Below are 12,545 nucleotides of genomic sequence, written 5' to 3'. Positions count from 1 at the left end.
TCCCCCGAGCGGAGATTTCCTCTATAATTGAACGATTATCGCCATCCCCTCGGTTCCCACCTGGGAAAGGGGGCTCTTTGAGGAGTCGTCCGTTGTCGCTTGAAGTCGTCCATTATCCGCATCCCACGCTCCGTTACAAATCGAAACCGGTCAAACGGGTCGATGCCGATCTGCGGAAGATCGTCGCCGAAATGTTTGAGCTGATGTACGAGAATCGGGGGATCGGCTTGGCCGCCAATCAGGTTGATCTGCCGATTCGCCTGTTCGTCGCCAATCTGTCAGGGACCAAGGGCGAGGGGGAAGAACTGGTCTTCATCAACCCTGTCATCTCGCGCCCCAAAGGGAACGAAGAAGAGGAAGAAGGCTGTTTGAGCTTGCCGCAGGTCTTTGGCCCGGTCAAGCGTCCAGCCGAGATCCAGTTTGACGCCTACAACCTGCAAGGCGAACTCTTTAGCCAACGCATCGACGGCATGCTGGCCCGCGTCGTCCAACACGAAACCGATCACCTGGACGGGATCATGTTCTTCGACCGAATGCAGCCGGCAGCGATCCAAGAGATCGCCTACGACATCGAAGAATTCGTCATCGACTTCCAAAGCCGCCGCGACGTCGGCGGAATGCCGACGGATGAAGAGATCGCCGAGCGCCGACAGCAGTATGAACAGACGTATTGCTAAGGGGGCTTGGTAGTCGGATCGAACTGCGTGCCACGGCTCTGTGAGCCGTGTCTTGGAACGTTCGACTCCCCGCACTTCGCACGGCTCACAGAGCCGTGGCACGCGAAACTTGACCTGCCCAATCCATAAAAAAAGCCGTAAGTCCAATCTGGACTACGGCTTACTGAAGTGAGGTTGCTGGGGCTCGAACCCAGGACCTACGGATTAAAAGTCCGTTGCTCTACCGACTGAGCTACAACCTCGGGAGGGAAGCATGCCAGTTTTCGCGAAAATGGGCGGACCGTCAAGGGGGCTGACCTCTCCGCTCGGCTGCTGGATAGAGAAATAGCGGGAACTTTGGTTCGCTCGATCTGCGATTTTCGGAAATAGTTACGTCAGGATGTCGTGCACGACGTGGCCGTGGACGTCGGTCAGACGCATATCGCGGCCGCTAAAACGGAAAGTGAGCCGCTCGTGGTCGACCCCCAGTAGGTGGAGCATGGTTGCGTGCAGGTCGTGGATCATCAGGCGGTTCTCGATGGTTTTGTAGCCGAACTCGTCCGATTGACCATAGCGAACGCCCCCTTTAACCCCACCGCCGGCCATCCAGATGGTGAATGCGAACGGGTTGTGATCGCGTCCGTCGGAGCCTTGGGCGAACGGGGTGCGGCCGAACTCGCCGGCAAAGACGACCAGCGTCGAATCGAGTAGTCCCCGTTTCTGCAAGTCAGTCAGCAAACCCGCGATCGGTTTGTCGACCGTCTTGGCGTTCTTCTCGTGTCCATCTTTCAGGTTGCTGTGCTGATCCCAGCGATCGCCGTTGCCGCCGGGACAGGTCAGCTCGACAAAGCGGACGCCGCGTTCGATCAGCCGACGTGCGGTCAGACACTGGCGGCCGTAAACCTTGGTGTTGTTGAACTCGTCGTTCAGACCGTACATCTCCAGCGTCGCCGGCGTCTCGTCGCGGATGTCCATCAGCTCTGGGACGGCGGTTTGCATGCGATAGGCGAGTTCGTAGTTGCGAATCGCCGATTCTAGTTGATCGTCGCCGCCGGCGTGAGCTTGCGCGGCCCGATCCATTTGTTCGATCAGGCCCAGTTTGCGTTTTTGCAACTCGGCGGTGCGATCGGCCGGGCGAATGTTGGCGACCGGCGGATTGCCAGGATTGAAGATCGAACCTTGATAGGCGGCCGGCAGAAATCCGCTGTTGAAATTGTCGATCCCGCCAGGCGGGATCAGTCCGCCGTTCAGTACGACGAAGCCCGGCAGGTCTTGGTTCTCGCTGCCAAGACCATACGTCGTCCAGGCGCCCATGCTGGGCCGACCTTGCAAGCCGCTGCCGGTATGCAAAAAGTAGTTGGCGCTCGTGTGCTCTGGAAACTCCGAGGTCATCGAATGGATCATCGCCAGCTTGTCGGCCTGGGTTCCGAGATGCGGAAAGAGCTCGCTGATCGGCAGCCCGCTCTCGCCGTACTGTTTGAACTTCCAAAGACTGGCCAGCGTCGCGCCATTGTTGTTGAATTGCGTTGGCTCGGTCTTGGTCGGGAACGGCTTGCCGTCGTACTTGGCCAATTCTGGCTTGGGATCGAAGGTATCGACCTGCGAAGGGCCCCCGTCCATGTAGAGGAAGATGACATTTTTGGCTTTCGCCGTATGATGCGGGGCCGAAGAGGCGTCAGACGCGGCGAACGCTTTGTCGCTCAGCAGCGCCTGCAGCGCTACGCCAGCGAACCCGCACGACGCCGACTTGAGCAAAGCGCGACGCGACAGCGGCTGCGGACGATAGCGGTGACAATGCGACATGGCGGGACCGGCTTAACGGATGTAAATGAAGTCTTTGACGTTGAACAGCGCATGGGCCAAGTCGCCCCAGATCTCGGCATTGGCGTCGGCCGCTTCCGGCGCAAGTTGCAGTTGCTCGGCTCGCTCGCTGAAGTACGCGCCGGCGGCTGCGGCTTCTTCAGGGTAAGCAGGTCGACCGAGGGCGGTGACAAACATCGCATCGATCCGTTCGTTACGCGGCGTGCTCGCTTGCGCGACTTTAGCGCCCCAGCGCTGTGCTTCGGCGTAGATCATGGGATCATTCAGCAGGATCAACGCTTGGGCGGGGACGTTTGATTGGTTGCGTTTGCCGACAGTCGACGCCGGTTGCGGCACGTCGAAGGCCAGCATCGTGGGCGACAGGAAGTTGCGGCGGATCGACAGGTAAATGCTGCGGCGACCATCGCCGTCGATCGGACCGCTGCCGGGGCGACCTCGACCTTGCATGAACTCGGTCAGGTAAGTCGGGATGCTAGGGCCATACATCTGCGGATCGATGCGGCCGCTAATCGCAAGGACTTCGTCTCGGATCGCTTCGCCAGTCAACCGACGAATTCGCATCCGGTGAATCAGCTTGTTGTTGGGATCAAGCGTTTCTTCGGGGCCGCCGGGCTCGCTCGACATCGCGTAGGTTTGCGTTAGCACGATGCGGCGAATCATCTGCTTTAGCGACCAATCGTCGGCGATAAATTCGTTGGCGAGATAATCGAGCAGCTCGGGATGCGTCGGCTCTTCGCCCAGCACGCCAAAGTTGTCGACCGAAGCGACAATGCCGCGGCCCAGCAGATGATGCCAGAGCCGATTAACGATCACACGCGACGCGAACGGATTGGTAGGCGACATCATCTCGGTCGCCATTTGCAGGCGACCGCTTCCCAAAGCATCAAACTGGTGACTGCCGCCCAGAGCGACCGGCAAGCCGCGCTGGGCTTCGTCGCCTAGGTTTTTCGTCGCCCCGCGGATCATGACGTGTTCGTTTTCGCCAGAGCCATCCCACATGGCTGGGGCCATGCGTGACTGAAAGCGAATCTGCTGGACCAACTCGGCTTCTTTTGATTGATGCTCGGCCGCGATCTGACGCAGTTTGGTGTCGAGGTCACGATCATGGTCAAAGATCAGGCTGCGGTTTTTGACTAGCCAATCGGCCAGGGCTGCGGCTGCTCGCTCTGTAGGTTTGCTGATCGCCACGGCGAGCGAGTCGGCGAAGGCGAGCGCGATGTTGTCATCGGTCAGCGGTTTGTGTTGATTCAGTTGAACGCCGATCAAGTGATCGGAGGTCGGCGGCTGGTGGGGAGGAGCTGCGGGACCTTCGACGACTTTCAAGATCTCCAGCGGCTCATCCCCTTCGGGGGATAATTCGATGTGGATGCGATGCCCTTGATAGTCACGCAGGTCGTGCGTAATCCATTGCGGTTCGCCGGCGGCGTCGTGCTTCCAGGTATGCAGTGCGGCGCCATGCAGGGGACCGTTGAGCATGCGATGCGAGTCGATCACGGCGAAGGCGCGACCACTGCCGCGGACCAGGTAATAGACGCGGCCATCTTGCAGCTCGAACGTTGGTGTGCGGATGGTGCGCCCGGCTTGATCCCAACTGGCGAGTTTGCCTTGCTCGTGCTGCACGCCTTCGGCGCGACCAAGCTTGTTCCAACGCAGATCGCGGACGGCGGCGCCGTCTTGTCGAACGCCGATAGGCATCCCTTCTGGCGACAGTCGCAACTGGCCGGTCTGCTGCGGGCCAACGCCAAACGCGTACCCATTGGTGCGCCACTCTTGCTCGCTGGTCGCGTCAAAACCGATTATCCAGTGCTGCGGATAAAAATAGATATTATCCAGCGGGGTAAAAGTAAACGAGTCAATCGTCTCGCTTCGCTGGTCGTCGGCCATCGCCGCCAGCTTCCCAAACGGATGCAGCGGATGCTTGGCATCGCCGGCCGCTTGTTGCAGTTCACGCACTAAACCCGAAAGCTGTTCGACAGAAACGTCGTGTTTCTCGGCGATCGCTGCACGATCGGCGTCTGGCGTTTGCAATACTGTGCGAGCGGCTAGATAAAGCGACTTCCACTTGGTTTGATGAGCGCAGGCCGATTCGCGCAGCACTTTCGTCACTGCGGCGCGGGTCTGCTCGTCGAGCTTTGCCAATTGCTGGGCGATGGGGCCGTTATGCTCCATCGTTTCGAAGCGGACTTGGCGATACTCAGAGCTTTGCAAGAACCCAAACTGGCGATAGTAGTCGGCCTGGGAGATCGCGTCGAACTTGTGATCGTGGCACCGCGCACACGCGATGGTGAGCGCCATAAACGACTTGCCCATCACGTCGACCATGTTGTCAAAGCGATCGGCCTCGTCCTTGCGGATATCGACCGGCGAGTGGACCCATTCGCCCAGATGCCAAAAGCCGGTCCCTAGGATCGACTCGTTGAATTGCTCATCCGGATTCAGCCGCGGTTGTTCGAGCAGATCGCCGGCCAGATGCTCGATCACAAGCTTGTTGTACGGCAGATCTTGATTGAGGGCCCTGATTACGTAGTCACGATACTCGTGCACATTGGGGATGTCGTAGTCAAACTCGTGCCCGCGCGATTCGCCGTAGCGCATCAGGTCGAGCCAGTGCCGTGCCCATTTCTCGCCAAACTGGGGCGAAGCGAGCAGGCGGTCAACGACCTTGGCTTGCGCGTCTGCCGACGTGTCGGCCAAGTAGGCGTCGATATCGGCCGGCGACGGCGGCAGTCCGATCAGGTCGAAGTACACGCGGCGGAGCCAGGTGCGCTGATCGGCAGGTTCGTTCGGCGTAATCTCGTTTTGTTCTAGCTTGGCCAAGACAAAGCGGTCGATGTCATCACGGGGCCAGTCGGCGTGCGTGACTTTCGGCGGAAGCGGATGCGACAGAGGTTGCCAGGCCCAATGCGATGACTTGCGCTCGTCGAGGTCAAACACCTTTTTGACAAACGCGGGGCCCTCTTCTTTGGGCCAGGGAGCGCCCAGCTGGACCCACCGCGTCAGCGTTGCGATCTCGGCGTCGGACATCTTGGTTTTCGGGGGCATCTCGTACAGGTCGCCCCAATTGATCGCATCGATCAGCAGGCTTTTGTCAGGCTGCCCCGTTTCGATTGCGGCGCCGCTATCGCCGCCGTGGAGGATTGCCGCGCGGGAGTCGAGCCGCAGATTGCCGGCAGGTTCTTCAGAGTCCGCGCTGTGACACTCGTAGCAATTACGGGCCAAGATCGGGCGGACCTCTTTTTCAAAAAACTCGATGTCGGCTTCGGGGAACTCTTGCGGCTGGTCGGCAGCCCAGCACAGCGTCGCAGTTGACGCTGTGATCAGAACCATCAGCCAAGTTGTCTTTCGACGCGACATGCGGCGACTCGTCAGGCGGGAGGAGGACGAAAAGCATAGAGGTGGGATCAACGGACTGCCGTTGGTCCCCCTCATCCTAGCCGCCTGACCAGACAGGGTCAAAGGATTTTGCAGACAACCACCAGGACACGAAGCTGCTATTAATCCTCAAGTTGCCGACGGGGCTTGCCGCTTTCGCCAGTTAATTCTTCCAGCACATTGGCAAACACGCTATAAGGGCCCTCGCTGAAGAGGACAAAGCGAATTAGTCGCGGCTGGGTGTGATAGGGGATCCACATGATCGATGTCTGCAGTGCGATGTTGGCTGCTTGATCCAGTGGATAACCATACGCGCCGCAACTGAGTGCAGGAAAGGCAATACTGGTTGCGTCATGCGCGGCGGCAAGCTCTAAGCAGCGTAGATAGGCAGCTTCTAGCTGTTTCGCTTCGTTAGCGACGCCCCCTTGCCAGATGGGGCCGACCGCGTGGATGACATAGCGGGCCGAAAGCTTGCCGGCCGAACTAATCACCGCATCGCCGGTGGGGCAGCCATCAGGATAGCGACGGCGCGTTTCTTCCATGATCGCAGGCCCCCCTGCCGCGTGGATGGCGCCATCCACACCCCCGCCGCCGGCGAGCCGACTATTGGCTGCATTCACGACGATGTCAACGTTTTGATCGGTAATGTCACCGATTGCTAGCTCAATCCGCTGGCTTCCCCATCTTCGCTCCATTAAACTTCTCCTGCGCGGGTTGGTCTGATTGCATCAATTTTAAGAGTTAGTTGGGTCGAAGCGAAGTTTCTGCCGATGAGAGAGATGACCCGAAGTAGATTCGCCAGCAGGAAACGAGATATTTCGATATGCGACTTTGTCTGACAACCTTGGTATTTGCGCTGCTTGCTAGCGTCGCGTCTGCCCGCGATATCTTTGTCGATAACCTGCGAGGAGATGATCATCACGCGGGTGCAATGCCTGAGTTGGGATTAAATGCTGACGGCCCGGTCCGTTCCATCACCAAAGCGCTGCGAGTAGCGCGTAAAGGGGATCGGATCGTGCTAAAGAACACCGGCGTGGCCTATCGCGAATCGATCACCTTCCAGGCAGCGCATCATAGCGGATTTCCGGGGACCCCTTTTATCTTGGAAGGAAACGGCGCGACCTTGGATGGCGCAGCGCTGGTGCCGGTCGACGCCTGGGAAGTGGTGGGTGACGATTTGTATCGCTTTAGCCCGTGGCGCAAAGCATTCAACATTTTGTTTATGGATGACAAACCGCTGGTCAAAGCGGCCGTCAGCTCGAAAAAAGATCTCGCCGCGATGCAGCCGCTAGAGTGGGCGCTGTTTGACGACCATATCTATTTCAAGAGCGAGAAGAATCTCGGCCTCGGCGGGTATCGGCTTACCTATACCGGGCTGACCGTGGGGATCACGCTGTACGACGTTCGCTTCTTGAAGATCCAGAACCTGACCGTCCAAGGTTTTCAGCTTGATGGAATCAACGCGCATGACAACGCGTTTGAGGTCCACCTGGATGGGATCACTGCCCGCGGCAACGGCCGAAGCGGGATCTCGATTGGGGGCGCATCGCGGGTCGGAGTCACTCGGGCGTTGATCGGCAACAACGGAGTCGCCCAGCTGCGGAGCGAAGGCTATTGCCAGGTATCGATTGAGCAAAGCGAGTTGCTCGACAACACCGCGCCTTCGATCGACCGTGAAGGAGGCCGAGTGAAAATTGACGGCAAGGTCTATGATCCGCAACCAGCCGCCGAAGTGCAGCAAGCGACCGCCATCGAGGAGATCGCTAGTGAAGAGCTCGACGTTTATGTGCCGGTCAATTACCTCGAAAAGGTGCTGCTGCGTCTGCATGTCAGCACCAAGTAACGACGATATTCATCGCGGCGTTATTTCGCCGTCGTGCATTCGGTCGGGATTTCGACGTAAGCAGGCTCTTTGACCGGGTGGTCGTGCTCTTCTTCCGCTTCGTGCATCAGCACGCCCACTTCTTTGCGGTAGAACCAGTAATAAACGACTCCGACCAGCGCCATCAAAACAGTGATCACGCGATAGCCTAAAGCCACAATCGTACCGATCCCTTCGGCGGCCGGCGGGGTCGGCACATGCTGATACAAGTAGTTCATCGCGAGCTCAAACGTCCCCATCCCGCCGGGAGCGATCGGCAGCGCAGCAAAGACCATCGACAACGGCACAATCACCAGATGCTCGAGGATGGTAGGCGCGTCGGTAAACAGACCATGAGCGATGCAGTAGACCGAGAGCGCGAACAGGCAGTGAATCGACAGGCTCATCACCGCGATCACGGTCAACACCATCGGTTGCCGGCGATATAGCCGAATCGCGTCGATCAAATTACCGATTTTGGAGCCGACTTTCGGTAGGCCACGGAGAAACTCCGACACGCTGCCGCGGGTAAAGCCTGGTAGCAAGATCATTCCCACGCCGAGCCCGCCGACGATGGTCAGACCATAGATGATGTTCAACACCGTCAGCATTGCGGTGTCAGCGATCGAGCGATCGATCGCTAGGGTTGCGAGCGACGTGACGACCAGCAACGCGTAAAGTCCGATCATCCGATCGACCACGACCGTCGCAAACGCAGCGGCTCGATTTTGCGGGTACTCGCGGGCAATAAAGATCGCTTTGAAGAGGTCGCCCCCCACGCTGCCGGCGCCGACAAAGTTAAACAGAAAGCCCAGGAACCCCAATCGCAGCGCATCGGTCACCCGAAACGGCATTTGCAACGTCACCACCAGCAGTCGCCAGCGTAAAAAGGTGCAGATCAGCGCGGTCAACGCCAGCGCAAAGGCCAGCGAGAGGAGCCCCCAATCTTTGGGTGAATCTTGGATTTGCTGTAGTTCGCCGGCGTGATTGACCACTAAATCGCGGATCAAATAAGTTAAAATTCCGGCCGGAACCGCGAACTTCAGCAGGGTGAGGAGGGTCTTCTTCAAGGAAAGTCTGTCCAGGTAACGAGTTAAAAAAATTCGCCAGCGGCAATGTTGATCGGTGGGCGTCCTTGACACTGACCGGATCGGTTGATAATTTTAGTTCTTTGTCGCTGGACTTGTGGCCGACGTGAGGTATTTTCCGAAGTCGCTGCTTTGAAGCATTGATTACAATACTTCAAAACAAAGGGTTCGGCACAAGTATACTCGGGGGATTAGCTCAGCTGGGAGAGCGCTTGCATGGCATGCAAGAGGTCGCAGGTTCGATCCCTGTATCCTCCACTTAAAGGCCGTTTGCGAAAATTCGCAGGCGGCCTTTTTTTATGCGCTTTGCGAAAAATCTTGGCGTAGATGACGATTGTAGAGGTGGGAAGGCCGCACATGGTCCCCTTGAAAGCCGGCTCTCCCTTTCTAAGCAAGTAAACCACCAGCAGCGTCCGCTGGCCCTGTAAGCCTTTTCTGGGCAAATGTGCCTATCCCTCGTTTGCTGGACATTCGCGAGCGGGTCCCGTAGATTCAATCGTGCGCGAACCGTTGGACTCTTCTTTTCGCAAAGCAAATCTATGAATGCTGCTGCGCTGTTGTTGTGTGTGGTGATCGCTGGGGCTGATGTGCGAGAAACGATTACCAATTCCGAACAGCTGTCGGAGTTGCTGCTGCGCGGCTTCCAGAGAACGGGGAACGACGCTTGGGATATCGTCGAGCAGGGCGCTGCTTTGCGGCGAGTTGTCAGCTATGCCGGCGAGCGATTAGAACTACGCGCAGAGCTACGTGTTGTTCCTTGTCCCGAGCATCCGAATCTGATTTTGGTTGGTTATGTAGTTCCGCCGCGAGATGACAATGCGATCAGGCCCGTAAATTTCTTCGCATTGATCGATGTCGATCGCAATCTGGTGGCTCGGCAGCATGGGAAAGTGCTGCATTGTGATCTCCCGCCGCAACAGAGGCGTGAATTGAATGAGCAACTGAAAAAGCTGGGGCAGCAGTACGCCGACCTAGTCACCGCTGAGCCAAAAAAGTACGGTCTGGATGGATTGCAAAACGACTTGAAAGTGCAGTTTATCAATCCGCCGCCGATTGGATTGAAGTGCCAAGTCGATAGCTTCAATTTCGAGAACGGCGAGTTTCAATCCAAGCTGTGGGTCCTAGGAGGCGATCGCTTTACAGGGTCGGAACTTGCGATTCCTCTGCGTGATCTATTAACCAGTGAGTTGGCAATCCCCGCCGAACAATACTTCGCCGCCAAGCCAGTGTCCGCCGCTAAAAAGGAAGCCGAATGAACGCGATCGCATTAGTCCTTTGCAGCGTGATCGCGGGCGCGGATGCGCGGGAGACGATACCAACCTCGCAAAAATTGTATGAGATCCTCAATAAAACCTACGAGATTGACCAGATCCCAGGACTGGCCATCGCACCCGATGGTAATAGCCTGCAAGGATCCGAAGTGCAGGAGTTTGGTTCGGCCGAGGGAGTGACCAAGAAATTTCCGTTGGCTCATTTGCCTCGCCGCTGGACATAGAGGCCGAATTATTTGTTTGGCGAGTTCACGTTGATGGTCGTGTCATCAGAGGATCATCCCAACTTTTTATTAGCCGGTTATGTACGTTCCTGTGAATTCGATTCGATCGTCTCCGAGATTCCATTGAACGATCCTGAGTTGTCAGTCGAATCGTTTCCTAAGTTCGCATTTTGCGTACTGCTTGATACGGATCGCAATATTATCATTCCGTTAGATGATCCAACTCAAAAGCTCTTTCTGAGTGGGAAACAAGCGGCGGAGTTGGGAAATCAAATGGGAGGAATGTGGCGTAGTTATCTCAAGCAATTTGACAAGCAACAGGTCAACTCGGCGTTCTACCGAGAATATAAAGAGCTCTCGCGACAGTTTATTTCGCCCCCACAATTTAGCATCCAGGCGACCGCTGGTTTCCAGACTCGACAAGAGATGATGGGCGGCTCAGGGCATTTGGCGCCCAGCCCCAGTCGCGAATCGCCAATCAATGCGAATGTCACGGTCCACTTCCGAATCTACTACGATGGGCGAGAAGTTCGTTATGACGGTCCGACATCGATGCAAGATCTGCTCACATCAACGCTTGCCGCTACCGCAAAGGAATACTTCGCCGCCAAGCCAATGTCCGCCGCTAAAAAGGAAGCCGAATGAACGCAATCGCACTAGTCCTATGCAGCGTCATCGCTGGAGCTGATGCGCGGGAGACGATACCGACTTCTCGGCGGCTGTTTGAGGTGATTAACAACGTCTATTTGATCGATAGGATCGCGGACATTGACGTTGCGGAGGATGGCGCTAGTTTTCAGACCAAAGGGAGGGCCAATGCGGATGGAACTCCCAGCGATAACCCGTTTGCGACGGTAATCTTGTATCGCGGGAATCAATCGGCAATTTTTGTTGCTGGCAAATATCAATTGAAGGTTGTCCCTTGTCCTGCTCATCCCAACTTTCTGTTGGCCGGATACGTCGCACAGGACCGACGAGACGAATTTGGGCTATCGAGCAATGAGAGCACTACGCATCTGCTCGATTGCTTTTGCGGCTTGATCGATACCGACCGCAACATCGTGATACCGCTGGATCAGATCGAGCAGCGTCTCTATCTCACGGACGAAGAAATAAACGAGGTTCAAACGCAATGCGATTCGCTGTGGACCAGCTATCTGCAGCAGATCGAAAAGCAAACAGGTGATGATCCGTTCTATGGCGAATACCGTGAGTTGCGACGGCAGTTTATCACTCCGCCTCCGTTCGATGCGACGGTTAAATCGTACTTTACCGCCGCTTTTCCTGCTCAAGCTTTCGAGGGTGGATATTCCTCCGCCAACATTAACAAGCCGCCGTTGCGGTTGGCCGGGATGAATGTCCAGCTTCAGCTTTCCGCCGCTGAACGCAAGATTGATTACCAAGGGAAGGTTGAAATCCAAAGGCTCCTCCGAACGACAATCGCGCAGTCAGCTGCGGACTATTTCAAAAAATCCAAGCCAGCCTTGAAGAGTAAATAAATGTCATGAACGCAATTGCATTGATCCTGTGCAGCGTCATCCCCGGCGCCGATGTGCGAGAGACAATTCCCACATCGCGTCAGCTATACGAGATCATCGCGCGAACCACTTCACCGGTCCCGCACTACTACGCGGACTGGCCCAGAATCGTTTCGAATGATGGTGCAAAAATTGAGCTGTTTGGGCCGCTTGAGGACTATCCGGTTTTATCCAAGCTGAAGGAGCAACAGCCGGCTCTGGTCGCCGAATTGGTCGTGGTCCCCTGCCCTGATCGAGCTGACTGCGTGCTAGCCGGGTACTTAACGCGGTCGATCAATACGACTCGCGGCGGCGCTTTGTATACCGAGTCGTGCGTCTTGATTGATGTCACCAACGATCGCGTCTATCCCATTGTCTCTTCCGAGAGTCTGATCCTTCGGCACGGCGTAGTCCCAACTGCCGAGCGTAAGATTAGCGATTCGACGCTGCACGCTTTTGCTGGCTTGTTGGTGACCAACGTCGCCGAATTTCCCAGCCAATATGGTTTCGACAAGCAGTACAACAGATTCTTGGGCCAGTTCGAAGAACGCACCAAAGTGAAGGTCACTTGCGAAGTCGCTCGCATCGATATGGTCCTGGGGCGGGCAACGTTCTACTTGATCTTCTCTGGCGGCGAACAACGAGAGCGAGTTACCTTCACCAAACCGATCGCTGAACTCCTCGCCTCTAAATTTGCCGTTCCGGTTGAGCAGTATCTTCAGAAAGATTGAAAGA

General features: G+C 56.7%; 11 protein-coding genes and 2 tRNA genes. 8 read left to right on the top strand and 5 right to left on the bottom strand.

What is annotated here, in order from left to right; all coding sequences use genetic code 11:
• Nucleotides 1-92 precede the first annotated feature (92 nt).
• Nucleotides 93-677, top strand: coding sequence for a peptide deformylase (def, locus tag SH421x_RS25255; RefSeq protein WP_488852794.1), 585 nt, complete (start codon nt 93-95; stop codon nt 675-677).
• Nucleotides 678-846: 169 nt separating this feature from the next.
• Here the strand turns inward: def and SH421x_RS25250 are convergent.
• The 4 genes from SH421x_RS25250 to SH421x_RS25235 form a co-directional block, all read right to left on the bottom strand.
• Nucleotides 847-919: transfer RNA gene (locus tag SH421x_RS25250), tRNA-Lys, on the bottom strand.
• A gap of 127 nt (nt 920-1,046) precedes the next feature.
• Entirely contained in the window at nt 1,047-2,459 is a 1,413-nt protein-coding gene (locus SH421x_RS25245) for a DUF1501 domain-containing protein (RefSeq protein ID WP_488852793.1), read from the bottom strand.
• A 12-nt stretch (nt 2,460-2,471) separates the two neighbouring features.
• Nucleotides 2,472-5,831, bottom strand: a complete 3,360-nt coding sequence (locus tag SH421x_RS25240; protein WP_488852792.1) for a PSD1 and planctomycete cytochrome C domain-containing protein — start codon at nt 5,829-5,831, stop codon at nt 2,472-2,474.
• A 140-nt stretch (nt 5,832-5,971) separates the two neighbouring features.
• A complete protein-coding gene (locus tag SH421x_RS25235) occupies nt 5,972-6,544 on the bottom strand; it encodes a macro domain-containing protein (RefSeq protein WP_488852791.1) in 573 nt (190 codons plus the stop codon).
• A 128-nt stretch (nt 6,545-6,672) separates the two neighbouring features.
• On the opposite strand from SH421x_RS25235, the gene SH421x_RS25230 reads away from it, so the two are divergent.
• Complete coding sequence (locus SH421x_RS25230) at nt 6,673-7,692, top strand: right-handed parallel beta-helix repeat-containing protein (protein WP_488852790.1); 1,020 nt, start codon at nt 6,673-6,675, stop codon at nt 7,690-7,692.
• Between the two features lie 20 nt (nt 7,693-7,712).
• On the opposite strand, the gene SH421x_RS25225 is transcribed toward SH421x_RS25230, so the two are convergent.
• Nucleotides 7,713-8,780 carry a lysylphosphatidylglycerol synthase transmembrane domain-containing protein gene (locus SH421x_RS25225; protein ID WP_488852789.1) on the bottom strand — a complete coding sequence of 356 codons (1,068 nt, stop codon included), beginning with the start codon at nt 8,778-8,780 and terminating at the stop codon, nt 7,713-7,715.
• A gap of 203 nt (nt 8,781-8,983) precedes the next feature.
• Here SH421x_RS25225 and SH421x_RS25220 point away from each other — a divergent pair.
• The 6 genes from SH421x_RS25220 (at nt 8,984) to SH421x_RS25195 (ending at nt 12,541) form a co-directional block, all read left to right on the top strand.
• Nucleotides 8,984-9,056 (top strand) — tRNA-Ala (locus SH421x_RS25220).
• Between the two features lie 281 nt (nt 9,057-9,337).
• Nucleotides 9,338-10,054, top strand: coding sequence for a hypothetical protein (locus tag SH421x_RS25215; protein WP_488852788.1), 717 nt, complete (start codon nt 9,338-9,340; stop codon nt 10,052-10,054).
• The gene (locus SH421x_RS25210; protein WP_488852787.1) at nt 10,051-10,293 is read left to right on the top strand and encodes a hypothetical protein; all 243 of its coding nucleotides are present in this window, start codon (nt 10,051-10,053) and stop codon (nt 10,291-10,293) included. The genes SH421x_RS25215 and SH421x_RS25210 overlap by 4 nt, the downstream gene beginning before the upstream one ends.
• A gap of 33 nt (nt 10,294-10,326) precedes the next feature.
• Nucleotides 10,327-10,938 carry a hypothetical protein gene (locus SH421x_RS25205; protein WP_488852786.1) on the top strand — a complete coding sequence of 204 codons (612 nt, stop codon included), beginning with the start codon at nt 10,327-10,329 and terminating at the stop codon, nt 10,936-10,938.
• Nucleotides 10,935-11,792 carry a hypothetical protein gene (locus tag SH421x_RS25200; protein ID WP_488852785.1) on the top strand — a complete coding sequence of 286 codons (858 nt, stop codon included), beginning with the start codon at nt 10,935-10,937 and terminating at the stop codon, nt 11,790-11,792. Before SH421x_RS25205 ends, SH421x_RS25200 begins: the two co-directional genes overlap by 4 nt.
• Before the next feature lie 5 nt (nt 11,793-11,797).
• On the top strand, nt 11,798-12,541 hold the full coding sequence (locus SH421x_RS25195) for a hypothetical protein (protein ID WP_488852784.1): 744 nt from the start codon (nt 11,798-11,800) through the stop codon (nt 12,539-12,541).
• Nucleotides 12,542-12,545 lie beyond the last annotated feature (4 nt).

This window comes from Blastopirellula sp. SH421, assembly GCF_057808535.1.
The sequence above is the reverse complement of the archived record's forward strand: the minus strand, read 5'-3'. Positions and strand labels throughout refer to the sequence as shown.